The sequence below is a fragment of the Methylobacterium gossipiicola genome (assembly GCF_900113485.1).
GTDB lineage: Bacteria > Pseudomonadota > Alphaproteobacteria > Rhizobiales > Beijerinckiaceae > Methylobacterium > Methylobacterium gossipiicola.
Map to the genome: position 1 here is coordinate 1 of NZ_FOPM01000009.1, position 26,166 is coordinate 26,166.

Below are 26,166 nucleotides of genomic sequence, written 5' to 3' on the forward strand. Positions count from 1 at the left end.
CACGATCCCCTGTGGTTCGTGCTGCTCTCGGGCTTCGTGTTCTTCGCCTGGGGTGAGATCTACTCCCTGTTCCCCTCCACCTGCACCGACACCTTCGGCACCAAGTTCGCCGCCACCAATGCCGGCCTGCTCTACACCGCCAAGGGCACGGCCGCCCTCCTCGTCCCCGCCGCCAACTATCTGCAGCAGAGCTCGGCGAGCTGGGACGGCGTGTTCCTCGTCGCGGCCGGCGCCAACATCCTCGCCTCGATCCTCGCCATCGCCGTGTTGAAGCCCTGGCGGGCCCGGGTCATCGCTCGGAATGCCTGAGACCATGGCCCACTGGCTCCGCTACACCCATGACGGCCGGGGCGGCTTCGGCCGCCTCGACGGGGATCGGATCGCCGTCCACACCGGCGACCTCTTCTCCGATCCGGCCCCCACGGGCGAAACCCTCGCCCTTGCCGACGTGACCCTCGACCTGCCGTGCCGGCCTTCCAAGCTCATCGCCCTGTGGAACAACTTCCACGCGGCAGCGGAGAAGCAGGGCCTGGACCGGCCCGAGAACCCGCTGTTCTTCGTGAAGCCCCCCAACACCTACCGGGCGAGCGGCGAGACCGTGACGGTTCCGGACGGCGTCGGCCGCCTCCTGTTCGAGGGCGAACTCGGCATCGTGATTGGCCGACGCGGGCGCGATCTCACGCCCGAGGCGGCGGCGGAGCACATCTTCGGTTATACCTGCGTCAACGACGTCACCGCCCTGGAGGTGCTCAAAGCCGATCCGAGCTTCGTGCAATGGACTCGCTCGAAGGGCTTCGACGGGTTCGGTCCCTTCGGCCCGGTCATCGCCACGGGCCTCACGCCCGACGATCTCTCCGTCGCTGTTCGGGTCAACGGTCGCGAACGGCAGCGTTATCCGGTGGCCGACATGATCTTCAAGCCACACGAGATCGTCGCCCTGATCTCGCGCGGCATCACCCTTGAGCCCGGCGACCTCATCGCCTGCGGAACCTCCAACGGTGCCGGGCCGATCCCGAAGGGCGCCACCGTCGAGGTCGAGATCGACGGAATCGGCGTTCTCTCGAACCCCTTCGCCTGACGCTCCCCCCGGCGGGCCACGCATCGGCCCGCCCGACACACGATTGCCGGACACGGATTTCAAGGGACACCCATATGAGCATCGCCATCGTCGGCGCCGGCGCCATCGGCGGATTCCTGGGCGTACGCCTCGCCAACGTCGGCGAGGACGTCACCTTCATCGCGCGCGGCGCCAATCTCGACGCCATCCAGGCGAACGGCATGCGCCTCATCGAGGAGGACGGCTCCGAGATCCACGCCAAGAATTTGCGCGCCACGAAATCCATGGACGAGGCCGGCAAGCACGACATCGTGCTGCTGACCGTCAAGGCGCATCAAGTCGGCCCCATCGCCGCCGACCTGCATCACCTCATCGGTCCCGACACCATGGTGGTGACCATGCAGAACGGCATTCCGTGGTGGTATTTTTCGGGTGGTCACGGTGGGGATCTGACCGGCACCCACTTGGAGACCGCCGATCCGGGCGCGCTCATCGCCAAGCACCTCGATCCGAAGCACGTCATCGGCTCCGTCGTGTATCCCGCCGCCGTGCTGACGGAGCCGGGCGTGGTGCAGGTGATCGAAGGCCACCGCTTCGGTCTCGGCGAGCTCGACGGTTCCATGAGCCCACGCGTGCAGTCCCTGGCCCAGCGCCTCATCAAGGCCGGGTTCCGCGCACCCGTCACCTCCGACATCCGGGCCGAGATCTGGCTCAAGCTCTGGGGCAACCTCAGCTTCAACCCGATCTCGGCCCTGAGCCACGCCACCCTCGTGGATATCTGCCAGTTCCCCGAGACGCGGGCTCTGGCCGCCGACATGATGCGCGAAGCGCAGGAAATCGCGGGCAAGCTCGGGATCACCTTCAAGCTCGGCATCGAGAAGCGCATCGCCGGGGCGGAAAAGGTCGGCGCCCACAAGACCTCGATGCTGCAGGACGTCGAGGCCGGACGGCCCATCGAGCTCGAGGCCCTCGTCGGCTCCATCATCGAACTCGGGCGCCTCACCGAGACGCCGACGCCGCATATCGGCACGGTCTATGCCCTGATGCGCCTGCTGTCGCAGAGCCTCGAGCGGGCGCAGGGGCGCCTCGTCATCACGGCCGCCTGACAAGCAGATTCTCCGGCGGTCGCACGCGATCGCCGGCAAGCGTGACCGCGCACCGCCGCTCATGCGGCGAACCGCCTTCGAGAATCCGAAGGCAGCTCCAATTGAGGATACCGTCCCCATGGCCGAGAACGCCACCACCCTGCATGCGCTGATCCAGACGGGCGCCGACGCGGCCACCGCCCTGTCGAGCCCCGGCGGCGTGCCCCTGACCTTCGGAGGCTTACGCGCCCTCACCGACCGCACCATCGCGGCCCTCAATGCCCAAGGGATCGGCCGGGGCGACCGCGTCGGCATCGTCCTCGACAACGGGCCGGAAATGGCCGCGGCCTTCATCGCCATCGCGGCGGGCGCCACCTCGGCGCCACTCAACCCGAGCTACAAGGCCGACGAATTCAACTTCTACCTTTCCGACCTCAACGCCAAGCTGCTGGTGGTCGCGGAAGGCTCCGAGACGCCGGCCGTGGCGGTGGCCGAAAAGCTCGGCGTGCCGGTGGTGCGCCTGCGTCCGACCCCCGAAGAGGGGGCGGGCTCCTTCACGCTGACCTTCGCGAACGACGCGGCTGCCCCCGCCGCCAAGGGCGGCCCGGCCGAGCCCGACGACATCGCCCTCGTGCTCCACACCTCCGGCACCACCTCGCGCCCGAAGATTGTGCCCCTGAAGCAGTCGAATGTCTGCGCCTCGGCCCGCAATATCCGCGAGACGCTCGCGTTTACAGCGGAGGATCGCGGCCTCAACATCATGCCGCTGTTCCACATCCACGGGCTCATCGCCGGCATCCTGGCGCCACTCTCGGCCGGCGGTCAGGTCTCCTGCACGCCGGGCTTCAACGCCCTGAAGTTCTTCGGCTGGATGGGTGAGGTGCGCCCGACCTGGTACACGGCGGTGCCGACCATGCACCAGGCAATCCTCGCCCGTGCCGGCCGCAACAAGGAGATCATCGACGCCAACCCGCTGCGGTTCATCCGCTCCTCCTCCTCCTCCATGCCGCCGCAGGTGATGAAGGAGATCGAGGACGTGTTCGGCGCGCCCCTCATCGAGGCCTACGGCATGACCGAGGCGTCGCACCAGATGGCCTCGAACCCCCTGCCGCCCCGGCCGCATTACGCCGGTTCGGTGGGCCTTGCCGCCGGCCCCGAGATCGCCATCGTCGACGACGAGGGCGAGCCCCTGCCCGCCGGCGAGATCGGCGAGATCGTCATCCGGGGCGACAACGTGATGGCGGGCTACGAGAACAACGACAAGGCCAATGCCGAGGCGTTCACGAAGCAGGGCTGGTTCCGCACGGGCGACCAGGGTTCGCTGACACCGGAGGGCTACCTGTCGCTCACGGGACGCCTCAAGGAGATCATCAATCGGGGCGGCGAAAAAATCTCGCCGCGCGAGGTGGACGAAATCCTCATGGACCACCCCGCCGTGTCGCAATGCGTCACCTTCGCGATGCCGCACGACAAGCTCGGTGAGGACGTCGCGGCGGCCATCGTCCTACGCGAGGGTCAGACCCTGGTGGAGAAGGAACTACGGGGCTTTGCCCAGGAGCGCTTGGCCGCCTTCAAGGTGCCGGCCAAGATCCTCATCCTCGATGAGATCCCCAAGGGCGCCACTGGCAAGCTCCAGCGCATCGGACTGGCGCAGAAACTCGGCCTCGTCTGAGGCGCCCTTTGGGAAGTGCCGCCCTCAAGCGACGGGCGGCACTTTCTCGGGCGTAGGCCCCGACCGAGCGCGGCCGAAATCCGCTTCCGCCGTCTCCTGCCCCATGGCGACGATGCCCTTGCGGATGGCGCGGGTGCGGGTGAACAACTCGTGCAGGGCCTCGCCGTCGCCCCAGCGGATGGCGCGGGCGAGCGCCGCGAGATCCTCGTTGAAGCGCCCGAGCATCTCCAGCACCGCGTCCTTGTTGGTGAGGAACACGTCGCGCCACATGGTCGGGTCGGAGGCGGCGATGCGGGTGAAATCGCGAAAGCCGCCAGCCGAGAACTTGATCACTTCCGACTGCGTCACCGTCTCGAGATCGGCGGCGGTGCCGACGATGTTGTAGGCGATGAGGTGCGGCACGTGGCTGGTGATGGCGAGCACGAGGTCGTGGTGCTCGGGCGTCATGGTCTCGACGATGGCGCCGAGGCCCTCCCAGAATGTCTGAACCCGCGCGGCGGCGTCCGGATCCGTGCCCTCCGGCGGGGTGAGGATGCACCAGCGCCCGGAGAACAGGGTCGAGAACCCGGCATCCGGTCCGGAATATTCGGTGCCGGCCACGGGATGGGCCGGCACGAAGGCGACTCCCTTGGGCAGATGCGGCGCCACGGCCGCCACTACGGAGGCCTTCACCGAGCCGACATCGGACACGATGGCGCCGGGCTTCAACGCCGTTGCCATGTCTTCCGCCACGGTGCCCACGGCGCCCACGGGCACGCATAGGATCACGAGGTCGGCTTCGGCGACGCCGGCGGCGACATCGCTCGTCACGATCTCGGCGAGGCCGAGCGCCCGGACCCGCTCCACCACGCCCGGATCGCGGTCGATGGCCACGATGCGTTTCGCGAGGCCGTACTGCCGCGTCCCCCGGGCGATGGACGAACCGATGAGCCCGAGGCCAACGATGGCGAGGGTGCCGACGAGCGGCGCTTTCGTTTCAGGCACGCGGAGCGCCCTCGACGAAGTCCGTCAGCGCGGCGAGGAAGGCGCGGTTGGCCTCCTCGCTGCCGACGGTGACGCGCAGGGCCTGGGGCAGGCCGTAGGACGAGACTCGCCGGGCGATAATACCGTGTGCGGTCAGGAATGCGTCCGCCTCCGCCGCGCCGCGCCCGGCCTCGTCGGGGAAATGCACGAGGACGAAGTTGGCGACACTCGGTGTCACGGTGAGCCCAAGGGCCGTCACCTTTCGCGTCATCCAAGCGAGCCAGGTGTCGTTGTGTGCGACCGCCGCCGCCACATGCGCCTCGTCGGCAATGGCCGCGGCCCCGGCGGCGATGCCCGGTCCCGAGAGGTTGAACGGCCCCCGGATGCGATTCACGGCATCCGCCACCTCGGCCGGAGCCACCATCCAGCCGATCCGCAGAGAGGCGAGACCGTGGATCTTCGAGAAGGTCCGGGTCATCACCACGTTCTGGGACTCGAGCACGAGGTCGAGGCCGGCGCTGTAATCGTTGGCGCGGACATACTCGGCATAGGCCCCGTCGAGGACGAGGAGGACGTGCGGCGGCAAGCCCGCGTGCAGGCGGCGAACCTCGTCGAACGGCAGGTAGGTGCCCGTCGGGTTGTTGGGGTTGGCGAGGTAGACGATCTTCGTGCGTGGCGTCACGGCGGCCAGCATCGCGTCGACATCGGCCGTCAGGTCGCGCTCGGGCACCACCACGGGGGTGCCGCCGGCCGCCAGGATGGCGATGCGGTAGACGAGGAAGCCGTGGGCGCAGAAGATGCCCTCGTCGCCCGGTCCCATATAGGCGTAGGCGAGGAAGGACAGCAGTTCGTCGGAGCCGGCGCCGCAGACGATGCGGGCGGGGTCGAGGCCATAGCGGCGACCGATGGCCTCGCGCAGGCGCGCCGAGGTCCCGTCCGGGTAGAGTTCGAGTTTGGCGGACGCCTCCCGCAGGGCCTCGAGGGCGAGCGGGCTCGGTCCGAGGGGCGTCTCGTTGGAGGAGAGCTTGTGCACCTTGTGCGCCCCCGGCGCCCCGCTCTTGCCGGGCACGTAGGCCTCGATGGCCAGGACCCCCGGACGGGGCACCGGGCGGATGGAGGCAGGCGAAGCGGAAGACGACATGGAACGGGCCGGGGTGATCGCGAGGACACCGTCTAACAAAGCTCGCTCGCCTTGACGAGCGCGACGGCGCTCAACGTCCCTTCCGCAGCGGTCGTACGAAGCCGGGGCCGCCGGGCGTGAAACCGGTGGCGCGGCAGAAGGCATCGAGGTCGGCCAGATCGGGAGGCGCCACGATCTGAAGCATGTCGCACTCGGCCATGCGGGCAGCCTGCGAGGCGGACTTGAGGAGAAGGCGGCCGACGCCGCGACGGCGTTGTTCCACGCCTACGAACAGAGTGGTGATCTGCGCGACGAGCCTTGCCTCGCTCAAGGTCCGATACCAGTGCAGCACCACGAGGCCGCTTGGCGGCCCCCATTCCTGCGCGATGAGCACCGCACCGCCCACGGCCCGCATCGCGTCAAGGCGTTCGGCGAGGGTGTCCGCCGGAAGCGTAAGTCCCGCCTCGGCGAGCAGCACTGCGAGGCCCGCCGCATCGGCGGCGCAGGCACTTCGAATTTCGAGGCCGTAGCGGTTTCCCACGGTTCCGTCCGATCTATGTCCCTGATCCCCGGGCCTCTGCCCAAATCCGGTCACGCTCGGCCTGCGCGGCGCGGACAGCGACGTTCTGGCGTTCCTGCTCGGCGAGGACCGCCCGCCGGCGCTTGGCCGCTCGCTCCGCTTGTCCGCGGCGGCGCGCCTCCGCCGCAAGCTTCTGAGCTTGCAATTCCTCGAGGGTGATCGGAGTCGGCGGGGCCTTGGGCCTCTGCCAAGCATAAGTCGGGGTCGACCGTGGCTTGGCGGTCTCCGAACGCACCGTCCCCGCTCGCTCGGCCTGCGCCAAGGTGAGCCCGGCGGCGGCGGCGATACGGGTGGCGGCGGCCCGGCCGGCGGCGCGCTCACCCGGCGTCGCGCCGCGCTCCATGAGGGCGCGGCATTTGGCGAACCGTTCACGGTCGAGGGGCGGCCAAGCGGTCATGGCCGGCTCACCGCTTCTTGTTGCCGCGCGGGCCGGTCATCACCGGCGTGTTCACCCGGTTCTCGTCGCGGAGCTTGCGCCAGCGCGACAGGCGCTCGGGATCGAGACTTCCCTCGGCCACCGCCGCCCGGACGGCGCAACCCGGCTCGTGCTCGTGGGTGCAATCGCGAAACCGGCACAGGGGCGCCAGTTCGGTGATTTCGGCGAACAGGGTCTCGATCCCCTCTGCCGCATCGCTGACGTGGAGGGTGCGCATCCCTGGTGTGTCGATGACCCAGCCGCCACCCGCGATGGCGTGGAGCGAGCGCGCCGTGGTGGTGTGGCGCCCCTTGGCATCGTGCTCGCGGATGCCGCCGGTCAGCTGGGGTTCGCCCGCCCCCTCCCCCACCAGGGTGTTGACCAGGGTCGATTTGCCGACGCCGGAGGAGCCGACGAGGGCGACCGTCCGTCCCGGTCCGCACCAGGGTGCGAGGGAAGCGGCCGCCTCCGTTTCGCGGGGGTTGAGGATCACCACGGGCAGGTCGCGCTGCAAGGCCTCGGCCTGCAGACGATAGGTTTCAATATCGTCCGCCATATCGGCCTTGGTGAGTAGGATCACCGGCTCCGTCCCGGCCTGATTGGCGAGGGCGAGGTAACGCTCCAGGCGGCCGACGTTGAAGTCGGCATTGCAGGATGTGGCGATGAAGAGGGTATCGACATTGGCGGCGGCGAGCTGTGGCACCGCGCTGCCCTCCACGCGCCGGGCGAGAAGAGTCTTGCGCTCCAGACGCATCAGGATCGTCCAGGTGAGGGGGTCGACGAGGACCCAGTCGCCGACGGCGTAGGCGCCCGTGTTGGTGCGGGGCGGGAGAGCGAGCCTAATCGATCCTTCGGCGCCAATAGCACTCATTCGCGAGCGATGCACCATGCCGATGCGCATGGGCTCGCCCGGCCATTCTCCGACCTGGTCGGCGAAGTAAGCTGTCCACCCAAGGGCCGCGAGGGATTCGGCCCGATGATCCAGGGATTCAGGCAAGGGATGAGGCTCCACGCCCCGCGCAGACACGCGGCAGAGACCAATTCATGTCGCTAGGAAAGTTTCTATTTCGCCGGCAAATCAATAGAGGCACCCTAGGCGAGGTTGTCGGGAAGGAGCAATTTTTTGCGAGAAACGCACTTCTAAAACGCATTTTCACGGTCCCTGTCGCGCGATCCGAAGGCCAAGTGGTGAGAATCCCATCGCCCATGGTTTCGTTGACGCATGATTGGGCGCACACTACCTCCGATCCACTCAGGCGCGATGGGTCGGTCCGTCTCCACGCCGAACCGCTGTGTGTTCTCCACGGATAGATCGTCACCCCCGAGAACACTCTCACTCTCATCCCAACACCTCCCCTTACTCCATGACCCTGTCGCTCGATCCCGCCGCCCAGAGCCGCACCGAGTCTGCCGTCCCGGTGCCCCCCCCCACCGTCGCTGAGGCAGAGGCGCCGAGCACGCAGGGCCAGATCGTGCAGTTCGGTCCTGACGAGCCCCTGGCGATGGATGCGGGCGTGCTCCTGGCGCCGTTCCAGATCGCCTATCAGACCGCCGGCACCCTCAATGCCGACCGCTCCAATGCGGTGCTCATCTGCCACGCGCTCACGGGGGACCAGCATTTCGCCCATACCCATCCGGTGACGGGCAAGCGCGGCTGGTGGGAGACCCTGGTGGGGCCGGGCAAGCCCATCGACACCAACCGCTACTTCGTCGTCTGCTCCAACGTCGTCGGTTCCTGTATGGGCTCCACGGGGCCGGCTTCCACCGATCCGGCGACGGGCCGGGCCTACGGCCTCGATTTTCCCCTCGTGACCATCCGCGACATGGTCCGGGCGCAGGCCATGCTGCTGGATCGCCTCGGCATCCGCGACCTGTTCCTGTGTATCGGCGGCTCGATGGGTGGCATGCAAGTGCTGCAATGGGCGGCGCTCTACCCGGAGCGGGTGTTCGCCGCCATGCCCATCGCCACGGGGGCACGCCACTCGGCCCAGAACATCGCGTTCCACGAGGTCGGTCGGCAGGCGATCATGGCCGATCCCGCCTGGGCCGAAGGACGCTACCTCGAAGCCGGTACGCGTCCGGCCAAGGGGCTCGGTGTCGCCCGCATGGGCGCGCACATCACCTACCTGTCGGAGCCGGCCCTGCACCGCAAGTTCGGGCGACGGTTCCAGGACGGCTCGGCCCCGACCTTCTCGTTCAATGCCGATTTCCAGATCGAGAGCTACCTACGCCACCAGGGCCTCAGCTTCGTCGAGCGATTCGATGCCAACGCCTACCTGTATCTGACCCGCGCCATGGATTACTTCGATCTCGCCGCAGACCATGGCGGCGTCCTCGCCAAGGCCTTCAAGGACACGAAGACTCGGTTCTGCGTCATGTCCTTCACCTCCGACTGGTTGTTCCCCACGGCCGATTCCCGCGCCATCGTGCACGCCCTCAACGCGGCCTCGGCGGCGGTGGCCTTCGTCGAGATCGAGAGCGACAAGGGGCACGACGCCTTCCTGCTGGATGAGCCGGTGATGTTCGCGGCCGCGCACGGCTTCATCGACGCCGCCGCCCGGGCACGCGGCCTGTGAAGCAACTGCGCGACACCCCTCCGGCGCCCTGGGATGCCGCCGCCTCGCTGCCGCAGGGCGAACGGGACGGGGCGCGGATCGACCATCTCGTGGTCCTAGGACTCGTGCCCCCGGGGGCGCGAGTCCTCGATATCGGCTGCGGCGACGGCACGCTCCTGGCGCTTCTGCGGGATCGGCGTGGCATCGATGGGCGCGGCATCGAACTCTCGCGCCACGGCGTCAACGCATGTCTCGCACGCGGCCTGCCGGTGATTCAGGGCGACGCCGATACGGATCTCGCCAACTACCCCGACGACGCCTTCGACGTGGTGATCCTGTCCCAGACCATCCAGGCGACGCGCAACCCACGCATCGTCCTCGAACACCTCCTGCGCATCGGGCGGCAGGTGGTGATCTCGTTCCCGAATTTCGGACATTGGCGCGTGCGCGCGGAACTCGGCTTTCGCGGCCGGATGCCGGTCACGCCCCTGATGCCGGAGGAATGGTACGAGACCCAGAACATCCACCACTGCACCATCCGGGATTTCGTCGGTCTCTGCCGGACGGTGGGGGCGCGGATCGAGAAAGCCACGGCCCTCGATGCACGGGGCAGACCCATGCGCTTCGCGATGCCGTGGTGGGTCTGGAATCTGCTTGGCGCGCAGGGCGTCTTCCTGCTGAGCCAGGAGGCCGGCGAAGTCTTCGGCGGACCGAGACAGGTCTGATCCTCAGCTACGTTGGATCAGGAGCGTCGCGATCTCGTAAGTGACGCGCGCCCCGGCCGCTTCGAAGCGGCGCAGGACACGCCGCAAGCTTCCGGGGGACAGGGGTGCGCGGCCGGCCGGCGTGCCGGCGCCGATGGCCCGCAGGGCGTTGAGGAAGGCACGCCCATCGGCATGCACCTCCACCAAAGGCTCGTACGCGACCGCGACGGTGCAGCCTGGGATACGAAGCGCCTCGAGGTCCGCTGCCGTGGGATAGTTCGGTGTCGCGGCCGTGAGGCCGATATCGGCGTGGGCTTGGCGCCATTCGGCGAAGGTCCCGGCGGCCAGGGTCGCCACGGCGAGATGGCCTCGCGGTGCGAGAAGCCCGGCGAGCCGCGTCAGGGCGCCGGGCAGATCCTCGAACCATTGCGCGGCCAGACTCGAACAAACGAGGTCGAAGCCGGACGCGAGGCACGGACGCTCACCGTCCATCACCACGAAACGCGGCCCCGATCCGAGACGCGCGCGGCAACGCAGGATCATGGCAGGGGCGAGATCCGTGGCGAGATACGCGCCGGGCGTGATCCGCTGATGCAGGGCCGCCGTCAGGAGCCCGGTGCCGCAGCCGATCTCGAGAACGCGCGGCGCCGTCGCGAGGGGCAGGGCCGCGACGCGGGTCGCCAAGCCCTCGGCCACCCGCGCCTGGATGACCGCGGCGGCGTCGTAGCCCTCGGCCCTGTCGAAGGCCTGGGCTACAGCCTGCTTCCAGGAATGCATTGGCGGATGGAGGCTCACGTCGAGGGGCGAGCGGTCGCGATAGCCGCCGGACTTCAAGGGCTCAAGCGCGGTGACCGCATGAGGGGGCATCGAGGCGATCGGGGATCACCCCCGGCGCGACTTCGCGAGAGCGGCCTCGATCAGTCGCGCCACGGCGAGTGCCCGCCCGTCGTCACCGAAGCGCGCGACGACCTGCACACCGAGGGGCAGGCCGTCCCCCGGTACGGGCACGTTGACGCAAGGCACACCCATGAGGGTCCAAAGGCGGTTGAAGCGCGCGTCACCCGTGCTGGTGAGCCCGGCCGGAGCCCGGCCGGGGGCCGAGACGGTGAGGAGCGCATCGAACTCAGAGAATACGTCCTTGAGAACGCGCCGGGCCCGATGGGCCGTGCGGCGGGCCGCGTCGTAGGCCGAGGCGTCGAGGGCCTGGGCCCCGTCGAGTTCGGCCCGCAGTTCCGGCCCCAGGGCCTCGCGATGGTGGGCGTATTCCCAGGCCAGGGCTTGGCGCGCCTCGAAGCCCTGCACCGTCATGTGGATGGCCCAGGCCTCGACGAACTGTTGCGGCAGGGTGAAGTCCGTGACCCTCGCCCCGGCGGCCTCGGCCGCGCGCGCCGCGCGCTGCAGGGCCGCGACGGCGTCGGGATCGGCGGGGCCAGCAAACTCCTGCAGCACCAAGCCGATCCGGGGCGCGGCGACTCCCTCGGGTTGGAGATCGAGAGCCGGACGGCTGGCCAGCAGCGCGAGGGCGTGGGCGATGTCGCGGATGCCGGCGCCGAACAGACCGACCGTGTCGAGGGCCCACGAGAAGGTCTTCACCCCCACCGTCGGCAGCAGGCGGAACGAGGGCTTGATCGCCGCGACGCCGCAGAAGGCCGCCGGGCGGATCACCGAACCGGCCGTCTGGGTGCCGAGCGCCAGGGGCAGGAGGCCGGCGGCGACGGCTGCCGCCGAACCGGCCGACGAGCCGCCGGGGGTGTGGTGGGGATCGTGCGGATTCACGGTTCCGGCGGGGTCGCGGCTCGCGAAGGGACACGTGACGGTCTTGGCGAGGGGCACGGCCCCGAGCGCCCGCAGGCGGGAGACGACGGCCGCGTCGGCCTTCGGCCGCCAGCCAGCATAGAGGGGCGAGCCCATTTCGGTGGGCATATCGGCCGTATCGATGATGTCCTTGAGGCCGACGGCGATGCCGGCGAGGGGGCCGTCGCGGGGGATCACGGGATCGGGCGCCACATGCGCAAGGGCCTGCAGACTCGGCTCGCGGGCCGCGATGGCCGCCCGCGACAGGGCGACGGCCCCGGCGGGATCGAGGGTTCCGGCGGAGATCCGGGTGCGAAGATCGACGAGGGACAGCATGCGCGGTGAGTCCGACCTGGCCTGCGATCTGTCAACAGGTATCCACAGCCCCCGCCAGCTCGCCGCATCGTTGACGGAGCGTTTACGCAAAACCGCGCATCGTCTTCGTCATGTGGCGTCCAGTTCTCGCGTTCTCCGCCTTGGCGCTGTTCGGCGCGGGGCTCACCGGTTGCGCGCTCAACAAGTTTGAGCAGCGCGAGCCCTGGCGCGACCAGGCCGAACTGGCCTGCAACGCCAAGAACTTAGTCCAGCCGAGCGAGTTCATCACCCCGGCCAAGGCCATCGACGGGCCGGGCGTGTGCGGCATGCTGCAGCCCTACCGGGTGACGCGTTTGGGGGGGGGCAGCGTCGCCCTGAAGCAGCGGGTCACCCTGGCCTGCCCGGCCCTGGCCGAGGCCGAGGCGTGGCTGGCGGATACGATCCAGCCCGCCGCCAACCTGTATTTCGGCCAGCCGGTGGCCGAGATCAACGCCGGCACCTATGCCTGCCGGGGCCGCAACAACCAGGTCGGCGCCAAGCTGTCCGAGCATTCCTTCGGCAATGCCGTCGACATCATGTCGTTCAAGCTCGCCGACGGCTACGTCATCACCGTCAAGGGCGGCTGGCGCGGCACGGAAGCCGAGCAAGGCTTTCTGCGGGAAGTGTTTTTGGGCGCCTGCGCCCGCTTCTCCACGGTGCTGGCGCCGGGCTCCAACGTGTTCCACTACGACCACATCCACGTGGATCTCGCCCGCCACGATCCGCGCGGCCTGCGGCGGATCTGCCAACCGCTGATCAAATTCACGCCCCAACTGGGCGCCGATGGCGTGCCCCGGCCCGTGACGCGGCCGCGCCCCGTCGATCGTCTGCCGGCCCCGCCGCAAGCCCCCCTCGACGTGGAGGAGGACGATCCCTACGGCGCGAGTCCCACGTCCCACAACCTGCGCGCCGCGCCGTCCCAGGTCGCCCATGCGCCGCGTCAGGCCCCGGTCCGGGCACGGCCCGCGCCGTCCGCCTACGTCGCCGCGCCGGCGCCCCGGCCCCGGATCGCCACCGGCCGCACCTTCGACGAGCCGGCGCCGGGATTCGAGCAGGAGTCCCTGTCCCTGTCGGCCCCCGGTCCGTCGGGTCCGATCTACTGACGGGCAAGCCACTGTGCCCCCCGCACCCCAGGGGGCGTGAAACCGACGGCGCCCCCGGCGCCCAAGCTTGACTCCGACGGTGCAGCGGCCAACCGTTCCGCGCAATCGTCAAGGACTCCAGCAGAAGATTGCCGGCATGCGCCCGAATCGCCTTTTCGCCGCCTTCACCCTCGGCCTCGCCCTGGCCGGCGCCCTGCAGCCGGCCTTCGCCCGCTCGGGCCGCGAGGAGATCACCCCCGCCGAGGAGCGCGAGTTCAACTACGACGCCAACATTCCCGGCTGTCAGGCCCCCGAGGTGCTGGAGCGGCTCTCGACCCACTTCGCCGAGAAGGAGGCGAAGTTCTGGAACTCGTCGCTCACCATCCTGAGCTACGACCACATCGAACGCACGGCCTGGCGCCCCTGGGGCCTCGACTTCGTGCCCCGCCGCTATTGCAGCGCGGTGGCCACCACCTCCGACGGGGTGCGCCGCAAGGTGGATTACTCCGTGCGTGACGGCCTCGGGATCATCGGGGCCGATTGGGGCGTCGAGTTCTGTGTCCACGGCCTCGACCGCAACCTCGCCTACGCCTACGCCACGGCCTGCCGCGAAGCGCGTCCGTGAGCCGGCGACGCGCCCTCGCGGTCGCGGCCGCTCTGTTCGGAGCCTCCGGCGCCGCCTTCGCGCAGGGCTACGACCAGCGCGGCACGCCGGGGGAATTCGACTTCTACGTCCTCGCCCTGTCGTGGTCGCCGACCTATTGCGACGGGGATGGGGGGCGCCGCGAGGCGGAGGGCCAGTGCCGGCCGGGCCGGGGCCTCGGCTTCGTGGTCCACGGCCTGTGGCCGCAATACACGAGGGGCTACCCATCGAACTGCGCCAGCGTCGAGCGGGCGCCGACCCGGCAGGCGATGGAATTAGCCGGCGAAGTTTATCCGAGCCCCGGCCTTGCCCGCCACGAATGGCGCCAGCACGGCACCTGCTCGGGCCTCGATCCGGCGGCCTATTTCCGGGCCACCCGCACCGCCCGCGAGGCGGTGACGATCCCGGACGCGTTCCAGAACCCGACGGCCGACACCCGGGCCGCCCCCATCGAGATCGCCCGCCAGTTCGTCCTCGCCAACAAGGGCCTACGCCCCGACATGATGTCGGTCGCCTGCGTGCGCGGCCGGTTGCAGGAGGTGCGGATCTGCTTCTCCAAGGATCTGCGCGGCTTCACCCCCTGCCCCGAGGTGGCGCGCCAGAATTGCCGGGCCGGCGAAGTCGCCATCGACGCCGCGCGCTGAAGGCCGTGGCCTTCGCGAGGGTGTGATCGCGAGATGGTCGTCCGGTCAGCCCCATGACGTCGCGTCAGGCGCCACCGGCTACCTCTTCCGTTGGGGAGAGGGGACCCGTGCTGCCCGCGAGGCCCGGGACTCTCGCGGCATCCATCCGGCGGCGGGTCGCTCGCGCGAATCTCGATGCCGATGCCGGCATCTTGGCTTAAGGCAAGGGGCATGAACTATCGCCATGCCTTCCACGCCGGCAATTTCGCCGATGTCCTCAAGCACCTCGTCCTGACGCGGGTGCTGACGCACCTGCACGCCAAGGCGACGCCGTTCCGGGCCATCGACACCCATGCGGGGCTCGGCTTCTACGACCTCACCGGCGACGAGGCCGGGCGCACGGGCGAGGCGGCGGAGGGCTGGGGCCGCCTCGACGCGCCGTTCCCGCAAGCCGTGGAGGATCTGCTCGCCCCCTACCGGGCGGCGGTGGCGGCAACCCAGACCCGCCACGGCGCCACCACCTATCCGGGCTCGCCCGCGCTCATCCGCGAGTTCCTGCGCCCGACCGACAAGGGCGTGTTCGTGGAGTTGCACCCGGCCGATGCCGAGACCCTGCGCGGGCGCTACAATCAGGATTCGCGCACGAAGGTGATGCATCTCGACGGCTGGACGGCTTTGGGCGCCCTGATCCCCCCGCCCGAGCGGCGCGGCCTCGTGCTCATCGACCCGCCCTACGAGGAACTCCGCGAGATCGACCGCCTCGGCGCGGCGCTCGCGAAGGCCGTGGCAAAATGGCCAACGGGGATCTACCTCGGCTGGTACCCGATCAAGGACGTGTCCCACGTCGACCGCATGGTGGCCGACCTCCACCGCGCCTTGAACCGCCCGGCCCTGCGCCTCGATCTCCTCGTCAGCGAACCCGACCCGACCCGCCTGAACGGCAACGGCCTCGTGGTCGTCAACCCGCCCTGGCGCCTCGCCGAAGAAGCGATGCTGTTCCTGCCGGCGCTGGCCGAACGCTTGGCGCGGCGGGATTACGGGGCGTTTCGGTGCGAGGCCTTCGGGGCGGAGGCGTAGGGTCGCCGGGGGTGGTGAGCGGACCCTGAACCTTCGTCCGAGAGCGGACGTTCCGCAGACGACCGGACTCCGCCGTCGGGGCCGCCGCCAGTGCTTCTCCAACGTGGACGTGGGTTGTCCTCCCGTCTACTGGGCGCCGAGGAGCGGGAGCCACAGGGCCAGCGCCAGCAGCGTGATCAGCAGCACGGGTGGGGTGATCACCAAACCCACCTTCATGTACTGCCCCCAGGTGATGCGCTGACCCTTGCTCGCCAGCACGTGCAGCCAAAGCAGGGTGGCGAGGCTGCCGATGGGGGTGAATTTCGGCCCCAGGTCGCAGCCGATCACGTTGGCGTAAACCATCAGTTCGCGGGTCAGCGGCGCGAGGTCCGGGGCCTGCTGGATCGAGAGCGCCCCGATCAGCACGCTCGGCATGTTGTTCATGACAGAGGACATAAGGGCAGCCGCGAAGCCGGTACCGACCGTGGCGACCACCGGCCCCTGCCCGCCCAGCCAGACGAGGCCCTTGGCCAGTTCATCGGTCAGGCCGGCATTCCCGAGGCCGTAGACCACCAGATACATGCCGAGGCTGAAGAGCACGATTTGCCAGGGGGCGCCGGCCAGCACCTTGCGGATCGGAATGATTCGGCCGCGACCGGCGAGCAAGAGTAGCCCTGCCGCGCCGGCGCAGGTGACGACCGAGACCGGCACGCCGAACGGCGCGGTGACGAAGTAGGCAAGCAGCAGCCCCCCGAGCAGCGGGAAGGCTGCCCGGAACACCAGCGAATCGCGGATCGCCTGCCGAGGCGGTTCCAGTTCGCCAACCGGATAGGTCACCGGCACATCGCGCCGGTAGTAGGCCCATAGCACCACCAGTGTGACGGCCAGCGAAACCAGGTTCACCGGCACCATCACGGCGGCGTACCGGCCGAACGTGACCTCGAAGAAGTTGGCCGAGACGATGTTCACGAGGTTGGAGATCACCAACGGCAGGCTGGTGCTGTCGGCTACGAACCCGCAGGCGACGATGAAGGCCAGCGCCGCCGCCGGGGAAAACGCGAGGCGCAGCAGGATCGCCAGGACAATCGGGGTCAGCAGCAACGCCGCGCCGTCGTTGGCGAACACCGCCGCGATGGCCGCGCCCAGGAGGATCACCAGCGGGAAGAGGAGCCGGCCCTGGCCGCCCCCCCAGCGCGCGATGTGCAGGGCCGCCCAGTGAAAGAACCCGGCCTCATCGAGGAGCAGGGAGATGATGATGAGCGCGACGAAGGTGAACGTGGCGTCCCAGACGATATGCCAGACCACCGGAATATCGCCGGGGTGGATCACCCCTGTGGCGAGCGCCACAGCGGCCCCAGCCAGGGCGCTCCACCCAATCCCGAGGCCCTTGGGCTGCCAAATGACGAACACGAGCGTGATGAGAAAAATGGCGAGCGCGAGCATCGGGAACGCTTCTTGTTGGCGTCGATGAAGACGCTCAGGCGGTGGCGACGCGTTGGCCGTGTTCGTCCACGACCCGCTCGCCGTCTTCCTTGAAGAACTCGCCCTGTTGCGCCGGGAGCAGATCCAGCACGGCCTCGGACGGCCGGCACAGGGCGACCCCCTTGGGCGTGGCCACCAGCGGGCGGTTGAGCAGGATCGGGTGCGCCTCGATGGTATCGAGGAGCTGCCCGTCGGTCAGGTCCGGGTTGCTCAGACCCAGCTCGGCGAACGGCGTCCCCTTCTCCCGCAGCACGTCGCGCACCGACAGGCCGGCACGGGCGAGGAGCTGCACGAGCAGCGCCCGCGCAGGCGGGGTTTTGAGGTACTCGATCACGTGCGGCTCGATGCCGGCGTTGCGGATCATCGCCAGGGTGTTGCGGGACGTGCCGCAGGCCGGGTTGTGATAGATCACGACGTCGAACGGCTCAGGCATGGGCGATGTCTCCGGTAGGGGGGCAGCAGGACGCCAGCGCCACGACCGCCGGGGCGCAGACCTCCGGGCGGCCCTGGCAGCAGTCGCGCATCAGGAACTCGATCAGGCCGGAGAGTGCCGGATAGGCGGCGCTGTAGAGGATGGAGCGCCCATCTCGCCGGGACTGGATCAGCCCGGCGCGGCTCAGTTCCTTGACGTGGAAGGACAGGTTGGTACCGGACACGCCGACCTCCCCGGCCAGCGCGCCAGCCGCCAAGCCCCCTGGGCCAGCGGTGACGAGTGCCCGCACGATGCGCAGGCGGTGCTCCTGGCCGAGGGCGGCGAAGGCCGCGACGGCTTGCGGGCTATCCATCATTGATGCAATATCTCAATCATCATTGAAATGTAGATGAAAGCGCCCTTTTGGACAAGCCGCCCCAACCGTTCACCGATGGTCTGCCGAACCTGTCCGAGGCCCATTTCGAAGTGCCAACGGCGGAACGGCTGCACCCCGCGCAGCCGTTCACCCACATGCCCCGGTTCCTGATCCTCTACGGCTCACTGCGTGAGCGTTCGTTCAGCCGCTTTCTGGCCTACGAAGCCGCCCGCCTGCTCGAGGCCATGGGCGGCGAGGTGCGTATCTACGACGCCCACGGCCTGCCCCTGCCCGACGACACGACCGCCGACCACCCGAAAGTGCGGGAGCTGCGCGAGCTCTCGATTTGGTCCGAGGGTCAGGTGTGGGTCTCGCCGGAGCGGCACGGCAATCTCACGGGCGTGATGAAAAGCCAGATCGACTGGCTGCCACTGTCCGAGGGGAGCGTGCGTCCGACACAAGGGCGCACCCTCGCCGTCATGCAGGTGTCCGGCGGTTCGCAGTCGTTCAACGCCGTGAACGCCCTGCGCGTGCTCGGACGCTGGATGCGGATGATCACGATCCCGAACCAGTCGTCCGTGCCGATGGCCTACAAGGAGTTTGACGACGCCGGCCGCATGAAGCCAGGCCCCCTCTACGAGCGCGTGGTGGACGTGTGCGAGGAACTGATGAAGTTCACGCTGCTGACCCGCGAGCGAGCCGACTACCTCGTGGACCGCTATAGCGAGCGGAGGGAGCGTGAGCCGAATCGGTTGAAGGGCATCGCTGCCGACGTCGGTTTCGGGAAACGTTAGACCCTTCGCTTTCAGGTTCGACGGACCTCGACGCGCTTCGTCGCCGACCTCCGTCGCGCCCCCTGGACGCGAGCCTCCCGGGAGTCGGCGAGGGGCTTTCGGCACGGTCGAGCCGATGGGGGTCCGCCCCTCTCGATCATCCGCGCTTGCGCGCCGATGCGAACTGATTCAGGCGGTGTCCATGACGCGGAGTTTTGACGCAGAACCACGGGCCCTGCCGCGAAATCGACGTCGGGGCTTTGGCGGAGACACGGGCGTGACGCACTGGATCGACCTCGACAGCACGCCGATCCCCGGCGCGCGCGAAACCCTGCACCTGCGCCGCTGGGGCGAGGCGTTCTCGATCCAGGTCGGCACCGCCGAACTCATGACCGATCAGGATCGGGGGTCGGAGCAGGCCCTGGCGACGATCCCGTGCGAACGCCTGGCGGATCGCCCGGAGCCCCGTATCCTCATCGGCGGCCTCGGCATGGGCTTCACCCTGCGGGCCGCCCTTGGCGTCCTCGGCCCCCGCGCCGAGGTGGTGGTGGCCGAACTCGTGCCGGGCGTCATCGCCTGGGCGCGCGGCCCCCTGGCGCATCTCCACGGCACGAGCCTCGACGATCCCCGCGTCAGCCTCGTCGAGGCCGACGTGAACCGGCTGATCCAGTCGGGGCCGGGCCGGTTCGACGCCATCCTGCTCGATGTCGACAACGGCCCGCGGGGGATGACCCGGCGCTCCAACGACCGGCTCTACGACGTCTGGGGGTTGAAGCGCGCCCATTACGCCCTGCGGCCGGGGGGCCTCCTGGCGGTGTGGTCGGGCTCGCCCGACCGCCGGTTCAAGGCCCGGCTCAGGCGCTGCGGCTTCGCCATGGAGGAGATCCGCTTCCCCGCCCATCCGGGCGGCCGGCGCCACGTGCTGTGGATCGGCACGCGGGAGGAAAAGGGCGCTGCTGCCTCGACGGTCTGATACGGTTTCGGGTTGATCGCTTCGGATCGACCGGGCGCAACAGGCCCCCTCTCCTTCCAGGAGAGGGGACCCGCGCTCATGACGGACCCAAGGGATGATCCGGAAATGACGGGAAACAAGGCGATGTCCGACTTGCTCTGCCTGTCATTCCGGGGCGCCATGGGCAAACCCGGAATCCAGAGCCGCCGGCAGCGTAAAGTCTTGCATCACCTGTGTTTCTGGATCCCGGGTTCCGCTACGCGGCCCCGGGATGACGATGAGATCGAAACCTTCGACAGTTCCAAATCTCATCAGGTTCGACTCGGTGCTGCCGGCTCCGGCCGATCGAGGGTGATCGCCCTTCAGTAATTGTAGCCCCACTGGCCGTAGCCGTTCCCGCCCTGGCGGACCCGCGAGCCGTAATCGATCTCCCGGTCGCGCCGCGCCTTGCGGTTGGCGAGGTAGCGGCCGCCGAGGCAGCCCGCCACGGCGCCGACGACGCCGCGCTCGGCCAGATAATGCCCGGCCAGCCCGCCGATGATCGCGCCCTTGATGCAGCCCTTGGCCTCGGCGGCGCCGGCGGTGACGAGAGTGGCGAGGGCGACGGCCGACAGGGTCGAAACGATCCGCATGGTGATCCTCCACGATTGCGGAGGGAGAAACACCGGCCGCGTTTCCCCGTTCCCGGCAAACCGCCGCGCTTGGCTTACGCCGCGACGCGGCCGTCCAGGGGGAACACCTTGGCGGGGTTCATGAGCCAGTGCGGATCGAACACGTTCTTCACCCGCATCTGCTGGTCGAGATCGACCTGCTCGTACTGGAAGCGCATGAGATCGCGCTTCTCGATGCCGACGCCGTGCTCCCCCGTGAGGCAGCCGCCGACCTCGACGCAGAGCTTCAGGATCGCGTCCCCGGCCGCTTCCGCCTTCTGGAGTTCGCCCGGTTTGTTGATGTCGAACAGGATGAGCGGGTGGAGGTTGCCGTCGCCGGCATGGAACACGTTGGCGACCCGCAGGCCGTAGCCGGCACAGATGGCGCCGATGCGCTCGAGGACGCCCGGCAGCTGGCCCGTGGGAATCGTGCCGTCCATGCAGATGTAGTCGGAGATGCGCCCCGTGGCGCCGAAGGCGGATTTGCGGCCCTTCCAGATGGCGGCGCTCTCGGCTTCCGATTTCGACACCCTGAGACTCGTCGGCCGGAACGCTTGCGCGATGGCGACGATGCGGGCGAGCATCGCCTCGCACTCGGCGTCCGAGCCCTCGACCTCGATGATGAGCATGGCCTCGGCGTCGCGCGGATAGCCGGCTTGCGCGAAATCCTCCGTGATGAGGATCGCCTCGCGGTCCATGTATTCCATCGCCACCGGGATGATGCCGGCGGCGATGATGGCGGCGGTGCAGGCGCCGGCATCCTCGACGGAGGCGAAGCCGAGAAGCGCCGGGCGCGCCCCTTCGGCGCCGCGCAGGATCCGCACGGTGGCTTCCGTGACGATGCCGAGCTGCCCCTCCGAGCCGCAGACGAGGCCGAGCAGGTCGTAGCCGCCGGAATCGAGGTGCTCGCCGCCGATCTCCACCACGGTGCCGTCGTTCAACACCAGGGTGACGCCGAGGAGGTTGTTGGTGGTCACCCCGTATTTCAGGCAATGCGCCCCGCCGGAATTCATCGCGATGTTGCCCGCGATGGTGCAGGCGAGCTGGCTCGACGGGTCGGGGGCATAGAAGAAGCCCTCGTGGGAGACCGCGCCCGAGATGGCGAGATTGGTGATGCCGGCCTCCACCCGCGCCGTGCGGTTGGCGTAGCTGATGTCGCGGATGCGGTTCATCTTGGCGACCCCGAGGATGATGGCGTCCTCCTGCGCGATGGCGCCGCCGGCCAGCGACGTGCCGGCCCCGCGCGGCACCACCCGCACGCCGTTGGCATGGCAATAGGCCATCACGGCCGAGACTTCCGCCGTCGTGGAGGGCAGCACCACGGCGAGCGGCATCTTGCGATAGGCGGTGAGCCCGTCGGTCTCGAAGGCGCGGCGCTCGTCCTCCGTCGTCACCAGGGCCTCGGGCGCGACGAGGGCGGAAAGCCCGGCCACGATGGCGTCGCGGCGGGCGACGATGCCGGCATCCGGCACGGGAAACGCGATGGTCATGGGCGATCCTTCCGAATGGCGCGCCGCTTTCAGCATTCGCTCAGCCTTGGCCGTCTACAACGAGCGGGTCGCCACGGACGGAGGAAGGGTCGGCGCTTGAGAGCGGATACTAGGCGGGCTCGGCGAAACTCCCAAGCCTCGTCGCGCGGGCCCCATCGCCGCGTCTCCGGCCCCTTAGACCGGAGGCAGGCAGCGATGGAACGTTGGGAACCGTAGGCGGGTTGGAAAGCTTCTTTTGGCCGCAACCCGTTTCGACGCCGTCACACGTTTCTGTCTCGATCTGTTCTAAACGCTCAAGCTCTGCCATAAGCCCAGGCTGGCTCAAGCCGCACCACGGAGGAAACACACGATGCGTCATCTCATCCTCGGCGCCGCATTCGCGATGCTGCTGCCCCTCTCCGCCCATGCCGAGGGCGATGCCGCCGCCGGCGAGAAGGCGTTCGCCCCCTGCAAGGCGTGCCACAACTTCGAGAAGAACGGCGTCGGCCCGACCCTGAAGGGCGTCGTCGGCTCCAAGGCCGGCGAAGGCGCCGACGGCTACGCCTTCTCGGCGGCCCTGAAGGCCTCCGGCATCACCTGGGACGAGGCCAACCTGCACGAGTGGCTGACCGACCCGAAGAAGAAGGTGCCCGGCACCAAGATGGTGTTCCCCGGCATCAAGGACCCGAAGAAGGTCGACGACATCATCGCCTACCTCAAGACCAAGTCCTGAGGCTCCGCACCGGCCCGTCACGGCGGGCCGGGAGACGGTCCTTCACGAAGCCGTCCCCACGGGGGCGGCTTTTTTCGTGGCCCGCGCCCCCTCGCCCTCGCCCCCGCCATGAAGGGCGCCGCGCAGGTTCACCAGGGCATCGAGGAGCGCCAGGCGCCCATCGAGGTCGAGGCCGGTGAGGCCCCCGACTTCGACGGGCACGCACGCCATCCGGCCCTGCAGATCCCGCCCCTTCTCGGTCAGGAACACGCTCACCTGGCGCTCGTCCGCCCGGTCGCGGGCGCGCCGCACGTGGCCGGAGGTCTCCAGGCGCTTCAGGAGCGGCGTCAGGGTGCCGGAATCGAGGAACAGGCGTTGGCCGATCTCCTTCACCGTTTGCCCCTCCTCCTCCCATAGCACGAGGAGCACGAGGTATTGCGGATAGGTCAGGTCGTGGGCGGCCAGCAGCGCCCGGTAGGCCCGCCCGAAGGCATGGGCCGCCGCGTACACGGCAAAGCACAGCTGCCCGTCCAGGCTCTGGGCCGAGGCCGGCACGACCTGGGACGGCGGAGCGGCAAGCTCCGGATGGGTCGGGGGGTTCTCGCGACCCGACATCGGGCGATCGATCCTTTTCGTGTCTGTCCGGCCGGCGCGGGGGGCCGTGGTCCGGGGTAGGAACGACTTTAGACCCAACTCAAATTGCGCACAATCGATCTTCCTGTCGCGGAAACCCGGTTGCGCGCAATCGATCCCTCTGGCATAAGCCGATCAAGGTTGCGCGCAATCGATTTCGGGTTCCGACCCGGCGAGCTGACGCCGATCCCACCCCGTCCCCATCGAGGAGATCCCCATGCAGGCCCTCTACACCGCCCACGCCCATGCCACCGGTGGCCGCGAAGGTTCGGCCGCGAGCGACAACAAGGCCGTCGACGTCACGCTCACCACCCCGAAGGAGCTTGGCGGCAACGGCGCGCCCGGCGCCAACCCCGAGCAGCTCTTCGCCGCCGGCTACGCCGCCTGCTTCCTCGGCGCCATCAAGTTCGTCGCCGCCCAGGACAAGGTGAAGATCGCCGAGGATTCGAAGGTCGAGTCCACCGTCGGCATCGGCAAGCGCGACGACGGCACCGGCTTCGGCCTCGTCGTCACCCTGAAGGCGACCCTGCCGGGCGTCGACCGGGCCGTGGCCGAGGATCTGGTGAAGCGCGCCGACGTGGTGTGCCCGTACTCGCACGCCACCCGCGGCAACATCGAGGTCGGTATCTCGGTCGGCTGATGCGGTGATCGCGCGGTGTCTTGGGCACCGCGCGACGGTGTCGAGCCACTTCGCGGCACTTCTTGTGCTGGGTCCCGGATCACCCTCCGCTTTCGCTACGGGCGTCCGGGACAGGGTGGTTCAGCCATTCAGGTCAGCGGCCAGATCGCGCCATTCTGGGTTCATGGCCTCAATCAAGGCTAACTTCCAAGAACGGCGCCAGCGCTTGAGCGTGTGCTCGCGTTGTCGTGCCATCGCGATCTCCGGATAACCTTCGTACCAGACGAGCTGTGTCACGCCGTAATCCTGCGTGAACCCGGGGACTGCGCCTGTCTGATACGGTTTCCGGCCGATTCCTTCGGTGGGTATCGGTCGCGGGTCCCCTCTCCTGAAAGGAGAGGGACAGGGTGAGGTGTGCGAACTCTCCGGATAAGTCACACACCTCACCCCAGCCCTCTCCTTTCAGGAGAGGGAGCCTGTTGCGCTTAGCGAAGCCAAGGTGATCAACCGGAAACCGTATGATGCTCCCAAACCCGGCGGGCGAGATCCGTCGTCGAGCCTGTATACAGCGTGCCGTTGCGCTGACTCGCCGGCATATTGACGAAGCCCCCGGACCGCATCACCCCGCCCCCTCGTCCCGGACGCCCGGAACGCAGTGGAGGGTGATCCGGGACCCAGCACAAGACGCCGCGTCAGCGTCCGCTTTCAACCGACGGGGAAATGCCGCGCCAGCACCTCGCGCACCCGCGCGACCATCTCGGCTTCCGGCACCGAGAACTGGGCCGGGCGGGCGGCCTTCCATTCGGCGTTGCTGCTGATGCCCTCCGCCGCCTTCGCGCCCTCGATGAGATCCTTGATCTGGACCTCGCCGGCCTCGCGCTCGTTCGAGCCTTGGATGATGGCACAGGGGGAGCCCCGCCGGTCGGCATACTTCATCTGCGCCTTCATGCCCGAGCCGCCGAGATAGAGTTCGGCCCGGATATCGGCACCGCGCAGGAGCGCGACCAGACGTTGGTAATCGGCGATGTTTTCGCGGTCCAGGACGAGGACCACCACGGGGCCGGGCTTCCTCGTGCCTTCGAGGAGCGGGCTCTTGATGAGCTGCAGGGCCGAGAACAGGCGCGAGACGCCGATGGAGAAGCCCGTGGCCGGCACCGGCTCGGCGCGGAACCGCCCGACGAGGCCGTCGTAGCGCCCGCCGCCCGCCACGGAGCCGAAGCGCACGGTCTGCCCCTCCTCGTTGACGACCGGGAAGGTGAGTTCCGCCTCGTAGACCGGGCCGGTGTAGTATTCGAGGCCGCGCACCACGCTGGGGTCGGCGCGGATGCGGTCGAACCCGTAGCCAGCCGCCGCGCAGAGCCGCATCATCGCGTGGAGTTCGGCGATGCCCTCGCGGCCGATGACGGACTCACCCACCACGTCCGTCCAGGCGCCGAAGAACTGCTCCCAGAACGCCATGCGGTCGGCGCCCTCGACGGGGGCGGTCTGGAACGACACGTAGGCGAGGATGCGCTCCACGGCCGCGTCGTCGAGGCCCGCGCCCTTGGTGAAGTCGCCGCTCTCGTCCTTGCGGCCCGCGCCGAGGAGCTGGCGCACGCCGTCGGCCCCGAGGCGGTCGAGCTTGTCGATGGCCCGCAGCACCGTGAGGCGCTGGCCGGCCTTGTCGGCCCCGGCGAGGCCGATGGCCTCCATCACGCCGTCGAGCACCTTGCGGTTGTTGACCTTGACGACGAACTGCCCGGTAAGCCCGAGCTTTTCGAGGGTGTCGGCCATGAGCATGCAGATCTCGGCATCCGCCGCGACGGAGCCGGCTCCGACGATGTCGGCGTCGAACTGCATGAACTGGCGGAAGCGCCCCGGCCCCGGCTTCTCGTTGCGGAAGACGTAGCCGGCGCGAAAGCTCCGGTAGGGCTTGGGGATGGCGTCGAAATGCTCGGCGACGTGGCGGGCGAGCGGCGCGGTCAGGTCGTAGCGCAGCGACAGCCAGGATTCGTCGTCGTCCTGGAACGAGAACACGCCCTCGTTGGGCCGGTCGAGGTCGGGCAGGAACTTGCCCAAAGCCTCGGTGTACTCGACGAACGGGGTCTCGAGGGCCTCGAACCCGTAGAGCTCAAAGCTCTGCCGGATGGTCTCCAGCATCCGGTGCTGGGCCGCGATCTCGTCCTCGCGCCGGTCGACGAAGCCGCGCGGAAGGCGCGCCTTGAGGGTATCGGCCTTGTTGGATGCGGCCTTGGCCATGGGAATTTCGCTTCTGGACGGGTGGATAAGGGTTGCGCGGGCTCTATCGTGCGGGATGGAGAGCGGCAAGCGCGGGAGGGCAGAGGTTGTTAAACTTCGCACGGACTGCGTTCATCACGTCCCCGACAATCGCTGATAGGTTGCAAG

The 26,166-nt window shown here is 68.9% G+C and carries 28 protein-coding genes and 1 pseudogene; 14 read left to right on the forward strand and 15 right to left on the reverse strand.

The annotated features are described in order from the left end of the window. From BM249_RS09700 to BM249_RS09715, 4 genes and pseudogenes are all read left to right on the forward strand, one after another. Nucleotides 1-309 (forward strand): annotated as a pseudogene (locus tag BM249_RS09700) (oxalate/formate MFS antiporter); the annotation flags it as partial. A 4-nt stretch (nucleotides 310-313) separates the two neighbouring features. Then, nucleotides 314-1,078 carry a fumarylacetoacetate hydrolase family protein gene (locus tag BM249_RS09705; protein WP_091971307.1) on the forward strand — a complete coding sequence of 255 codons (765 nt, stop codon included), beginning with the start codon at nucleotides 314-316 and terminating at the stop codon, nucleotides 1,076-1,078. A gap of 74 nt (nucleotides 1,079-1,152) precedes the next feature. Beyond that, nucleotides 1,153-2,163, forward strand: coding sequence for a ketopantoate reductase family protein (locus BM249_RS09710; protein WP_091971309.1), 1,011 nt, complete (start codon nucleotides 1,153-1,155; stop codon nucleotides 2,161-2,163). 118 nt (nucleotides 2,164-2,281) lie between these two features. After that, on the forward strand, nucleotides 2,282-3,814 hold the full coding sequence (locus BM249_RS09715) for an acyl--CoA ligase (protein WP_091971311.1): 1,533 nt from the start codon (nucleotides 2,282-2,284) through the stop codon (nucleotides 3,812-3,814). A 24-nt stretch (nucleotides 3,815-3,838) separates the two neighbouring features. Here BM249_RS09715 and BM249_RS09720 read toward each other — a convergent pair whose 3' ends face one another. The 5 genes from BM249_RS09720 to rsgA form a co-directional block, all read right to left on the reverse strand. Further along, a complete protein-coding gene (locus BM249_RS09720) occupies nucleotides 3,839-4,798 on the reverse strand; it encodes a prephenate/arogenate dehydrogenase family protein (RefSeq protein ID WP_091971313.1) in 960 nt (319 codons plus the stop codon). Beyond that, a complete protein-coding gene (locus BM249_RS09725) occupies nucleotides 4,791-5,918 on the reverse strand; it encodes a pyridoxal phosphate-dependent aminotransferase (protein WP_091971315.1) in 1,128 nt (375 codons plus the stop codon). The genes BM249_RS09720 and BM249_RS09725 overlap by 8 nt, the downstream gene beginning before the upstream one ends. Nucleotides 5,919-5,988: 70 nt before the next feature. Next, entirely contained in the window at nucleotides 5,989-6,438 is a 450-nt protein-coding gene (locus BM249_RS09730; RefSeq protein ID WP_091971317.1) for a GNAT family N-acetyltransferase, read from the reverse strand. Between the two features lie 13 nt (nucleotides 6,439-6,451). Continuing rightward, the gene (locus tag BM249_RS09735) at nucleotides 6,452-6,874 is read right to left on the reverse strand and encodes a hypothetical protein (RefSeq protein ID WP_091971321.1); all 423 of its coding nucleotides are present in this window, start codon (nucleotides 6,872-6,874) and stop codon (nucleotides 6,452-6,454) included. Nucleotides 6,875-6,881: 7 nt separating this feature from the next. Further along, nucleotides 6,882-7,889 (reverse strand): ribosome small subunit-dependent GTPase A, encoded by a 1,008-nt coding sequence (gene rsgA / locus BM249_RS09740; protein WP_244528675.1) that lies wholly within the window; start codon nucleotides 7,887-7,889, stop codon nucleotides 6,882-6,884. 421 nt (nucleotides 7,890-8,310) lie between these two features. On the opposite strand from rsgA, the gene metX reads away from it, so the two are divergent. Next, the gene (gene metX / locus BM249_RS09745) at nucleotides 8,311-9,468 is read left to right on the forward strand and encodes a homoserine O-acetyltransferase MetX (protein WP_177232377.1); all 1,158 of its coding nucleotides are present in this window, start codon (nucleotides 8,311-8,313) and stop codon (nucleotides 9,466-9,468) included. A 5-nt stretch (nucleotides 9,469-9,473) separates the two neighbouring features. Continuing rightward, entirely contained in the window at nucleotides 9,474-10,172 is a 699-nt protein-coding gene (metW, locus tag BM249_RS09750) for a methionine biosynthesis protein MetW (RefSeq protein ID WP_244528683.1), read from the forward strand. A 3-nt stretch (nucleotides 10,173-10,175) separates the two neighbouring features. On the opposite strand, the gene BM249_RS09755 is transcribed toward metW, so the two are convergent. Together BM249_RS09755 and BM249_RS09760 are read right to left on the reverse strand one after the other, a co-directional pair. Next, nucleotides 10,176-11,018 carry a methyltransferase domain-containing protein gene (locus tag BM249_RS09755; RefSeq protein WP_210186995.1) on the reverse strand — a complete coding sequence of 281 codons (843 nt, stop codon included), beginning with the start codon at nucleotides 11,016-11,018 and terminating at the stop codon, nucleotides 10,176-10,178. Nucleotides 11,019-11,033: 15 nt separating this feature from the next. Further along, entirely contained in the window at nucleotides 11,034-12,281 is a 1,248-nt protein-coding gene (locus BM249_RS09760) for an amidase (protein WP_091971326.1), read from the reverse strand. Between the two features lie 110 nt (nucleotides 12,282-12,391). On the opposite strand from BM249_RS09760, the gene BM249_RS09765 reads away from it, so the two are divergent. The 4 genes from BM249_RS09765 (at nucleotide 12,392) to BM249_RS09780 (ending at nucleotide 15,724) form a co-directional block, all read left to right on the forward strand. Beyond that, nucleotides 12,392-13,402 (forward strand): extensin-like domain-containing protein, encoded by a 1,011-nt coding sequence (locus BM249_RS09765; protein WP_091971328.1) that lies wholly within the window; start codon nucleotides 12,392-12,394, stop codon nucleotides 13,400-13,402. A 136-nt stretch (nucleotides 13,403-13,538) separates the two neighbouring features. Then, nucleotides 13,539-14,006, forward strand: a complete 468-nt coding sequence (locus BM249_RS09770) for a hypothetical protein (RefSeq protein WP_091971331.1) — start codon at nucleotides 13,539-13,541, stop codon at nucleotides 14,004-14,006. Further along, a complete protein-coding gene (locus BM249_RS09775) occupies nucleotides 14,003-14,668 on the forward strand; it encodes a ribonuclease T2 family protein (protein ID WP_091971333.1) in 666 nt (221 codons plus the stop codon). The genes BM249_RS09770 and BM249_RS09775 overlap by 4 nt, the downstream gene beginning before the upstream one ends. 210 nt (nucleotides 14,669-14,878) lie before the next feature. Further along, nucleotides 14,879-15,724: a 23S rRNA (adenine(2030)-N(6))-methyltransferase RlmJ gene (locus BM249_RS09780; protein ID WP_091971335.1), complete on the forward strand. Its 846-nt coding sequence runs from the start codon at nucleotides 14,879-14,881 to the stop codon at nucleotides 15,722-15,724. Nucleotides 15,725-15,850: 126 nt separating this feature from the next. On the opposite strand, the gene BM249_RS09785 is transcribed toward BM249_RS09780, so the two are convergent. The 3 genes from BM249_RS09785 to BM249_RS09795 are packed head-to-tail and all read right to left on the reverse strand — an operon-like array spanning nucleotide 15,851 to nucleotide 17,970. Beyond that, the gene (locus BM249_RS09785; protein WP_091971337.1) at nucleotides 15,851-17,146 is read right to left on the reverse strand and encodes an arsenic transporter; all 1,296 of its coding nucleotides are present in this window, start codon (nucleotides 17,144-17,146) and stop codon (nucleotides 15,851-15,853) included. A gap of 34 nt (nucleotides 17,147-17,180) precedes the next feature. Beyond that, on the reverse strand, nucleotides 17,181-17,618 hold the full coding sequence (arsC, locus tag BM249_RS09790; RefSeq protein WP_091971339.1) for an arsenate reductase (glutaredoxin): 438 nt from the start codon (nucleotides 17,616-17,618) through the stop codon (nucleotides 17,181-17,183). Continuing rightward, complete coding sequence (locus BM249_RS09795; protein WP_425284819.1) at nucleotides 17,611-17,970, reverse strand: ArsR/SmtB family transcription factor; 360 nt, start codon at nucleotides 17,968-17,970, stop codon at nucleotides 17,611-17,613. Before BM249_RS09795 ends, arsC begins: the two co-directional genes overlap by 8 nt. Nucleotides 17,971-18,020: 50 nt before the next feature. Between BM249_RS09795 and arsH the strand changes: the two genes are divergently transcribed. Further along, entirely contained in the window at nucleotides 18,021-18,767 is a 747-nt protein-coding gene (gene arsH, locus BM249_RS09800; protein ID WP_091971343.1) for an arsenical resistance protein ArsH, read from the forward strand. Nucleotides 18,768-19,023: 256 nt separating this feature from the next. Next, on the forward strand, nucleotides 19,024-19,719 hold the full coding sequence (locus BM249_RS09805; protein WP_091971345.1) for a spermidine synthase: 696 nt from the start codon (nucleotides 19,024-19,026) through the stop codon (nucleotides 19,717-19,719). 341 nt (nucleotides 19,720-20,060) lie between these two features. Here the strand turns inward: BM249_RS09805 and BM249_RS09810 are convergent, their stop codons facing one another. Together BM249_RS09810 and BM249_RS09815 are read right to left on the reverse strand one after the other, a co-directional pair. Beyond that, nucleotides 20,061-20,330, reverse strand: a complete 270-nt coding sequence (locus tag BM249_RS09810) for a hypothetical protein (RefSeq protein ID WP_091971347.1) — start codon at nucleotides 20,328-20,330, stop codon at nucleotides 20,061-20,063. A gap of 74 nt (nucleotides 20,331-20,404) precedes the next feature. Next, entirely contained in the window at nucleotides 20,405-21,838 is a 1,434-nt protein-coding gene (locus tag BM249_RS09815; RefSeq protein WP_091971349.1) for an FAD-linked oxidase C-terminal domain-containing protein, read from the reverse strand. A gap of 349 nt (nucleotides 21,839-22,187) precedes the next feature. Here BM249_RS09815 and BM249_RS09820 point away from each other — a divergent pair, with 349 nt between their 5' ends. Next, nucleotides 22,188-22,550 (forward strand): c-type cytochrome, encoded by a 363-nt coding sequence (locus BM249_RS09820; RefSeq protein ID WP_091971351.1) that lies wholly within the window; start codon nucleotides 22,188-22,190, stop codon nucleotides 22,548-22,550. 42 nt (nucleotides 22,551-22,592) lie between these two features. Here the strand turns inward: BM249_RS09820 and BM249_RS09825 are convergent, their stop codons facing one another. Then, nucleotides 22,593-23,144, reverse strand: coding sequence for a MarR family winged helix-turn-helix transcriptional regulator (locus BM249_RS09825; RefSeq protein ID WP_091971354.1), 552 nt, complete (start codon nucleotides 23,142-23,144; stop codon nucleotides 22,593-22,595). Nucleotides 23,145-23,379: 235 nt separating this feature from the next. Between BM249_RS09825 and BM249_RS09830 the strand changes: the two genes are divergently transcribed. Further along, nucleotides 23,380-23,802 (forward strand): organic hydroperoxide resistance protein, encoded by a 423-nt coding sequence (locus BM249_RS09830; RefSeq protein ID WP_091971355.1) that lies wholly within the window; start codon nucleotides 23,380-23,382, stop codon nucleotides 23,800-23,802. Nucleotides 23,803-23,922: 120 nt separating this feature from the next. On the opposite strand, the gene BM249_RS09835 is transcribed toward BM249_RS09830, so the two are convergent. Both BM249_RS09835 and hisS read right to left on the reverse strand, forming a co-directional pair. Continuing rightward, complete coding sequence (locus tag BM249_RS09835) at nucleotides 23,923-24,078, reverse strand: GIY-YIG nuclease family protein (protein WP_244528676.1); 156 nt, start codon at nucleotides 24,076-24,078, stop codon at nucleotides 23,923-23,925. 408 nt (nucleotides 24,079-24,486) lie between these two features. Beyond that, nucleotides 24,487-26,019: a histidine--tRNA ligase gene (gene hisS, locus BM249_RS09845; protein ID WP_091971356.1), complete on the reverse strand. Its 1,533-nt coding sequence runs from the start codon at nucleotides 26,017-26,019 to the stop codon at nucleotides 24,487-24,489. Nucleotides 26,020-26,166 lie beyond the last annotated feature (147 nt).

What these genes read in the sequence shown, in the direction of transcription:
- BM249_RS09705 (WP_091971307.1), top strand. Translation starts at nt 314, where the DNA reads ATGGCCCACTGGCTCCGCTACACCCATGACGGCCGGGGCGGCTTCGGC.
- BM249_RS09710 (WP_091971309.1), top strand. Translation starts at nt 1,153, where the DNA reads ATGAGCATCGCCATCGTCGGCGCCGGCGCCATCGGCGGATTCCTGGGC.
- BM249_RS09715 (WP_091971311.1), top strand. Translation starts at nt 2,282, where the DNA reads ATGGCCGAGAACGCCACCACCCTGCATGCGCTGATCCAGACGGGCGCC.
- BM249_RS09725 (WP_091971315.1), bottom strand. Translation starts at nt 5,918, where the DNA reads ATGTCGTCTTCCGCTTCGCCTGCCTCCATCCGCCCGGTGCCCCGTCCG.
- BM249_RS09735 (WP_091971321.1), bottom strand. Translation starts at nt 6,874, where the DNA reads ATGACCGCTTGGCCGCCCCTCGACCGTGAACGGTTCGCCAAATGCCGC.
- BM249_RS09755 (WP_210186995.1), bottom strand. Translation starts at nt 11,018, where the DNA reads ATGCCCCCTCATGCGGTCACCGCGCTTGAGCCCTTGAAGTCCGGCGGC.
- BM249_RS09760 (WP_091971326.1), bottom strand. Translation starts at nt 12,281, where the DNA reads ATGCTGTCCCTCGTCGATCTTCGCACCCGGATCTCCGCCGGAACCCTC.
- BM249_RS09765 (WP_091971328.1), top strand. Translation starts at nt 12,392, where the DNA reads ATGTGGCGTCCAGTTCTCGCGTTCTCCGCCTTGGCGCTGTTCGGCGCG.
- BM249_RS09770 (WP_091971331.1), top strand. Translation starts at nt 13,539, where the DNA reads ATGCGCCCGAATCGCCTTTTCGCCGCCTTCACCCTCGGCCTCGCCCTG.
- BM249_RS09780 (WP_091971335.1), top strand. Translation starts at nt 14,879, where the DNA reads ATGAACTATCGCCATGCCTTCCACGCCGGCAATTTCGCCGATGTCCTC.
- BM249_RS09785 (WP_091971337.1), bottom strand. Translation starts at nt 17,146, where the DNA reads ATGCTCGCGCTCGCCATTTTTCTCATCACGCTCGTGTTCGTCATTTGG.
- arsC (WP_091971339.1), bottom strand. Translation starts at nt 17,618, where the DNA reads ATGCCTGAGCCGTTCGACGTCGTGATCTATCACAACCCGGCCTGCGGC.
- BM249_RS09795 (WP_425284819.1), bottom strand. Translation starts at nt 17,970, where the DNA reads ATGGATAGCCCGCAAGCCGTCGCGGCCTTCGCCGCCCTCGGCCAGGAG.
- BM249_RS09810 (WP_091971347.1), bottom strand. Translation starts at nt 20,330, where the DNA reads ATGCGGATCGTTTCGACCCTGTCGGCCGTCGCCCTCGCCACTCTCGTC.
- BM249_RS09815 (WP_091971349.1), bottom strand. Translation starts at nt 21,838, where the DNA reads ATGACCATCGCGTTTCCCGTGCCGGATGCCGGCATCGTCGCCCGCCGC.
- BM249_RS09820 (WP_091971351.1), top strand. Translation starts at nt 22,188, where the DNA reads ATGCGTCATCTCATCCTCGGCGCCGCATTCGCGATGCTGCTGCCCCTC.
- BM249_RS09825 (WP_091971354.1), bottom strand. Translation starts at nt 23,144, where the DNA reads ATGTCGGGTCGCGAGAACCCCCCGACCCATCCGGAGCTTGCCGCTCCG.
- BM249_RS09830 (WP_091971355.1), top strand. Translation starts at nt 23,380, where the DNA reads ATGCAGGCCCTCTACACCGCCCACGCCCATGCCACCGGTGGCCGCGAA.
- hisS (WP_091971356.1), bottom strand. Translation starts at nt 26,019, where the DNA reads ATGGCCAAGGCCGCATCCAACAAGGCCGATACCCTCAAGGCGCGCCTT.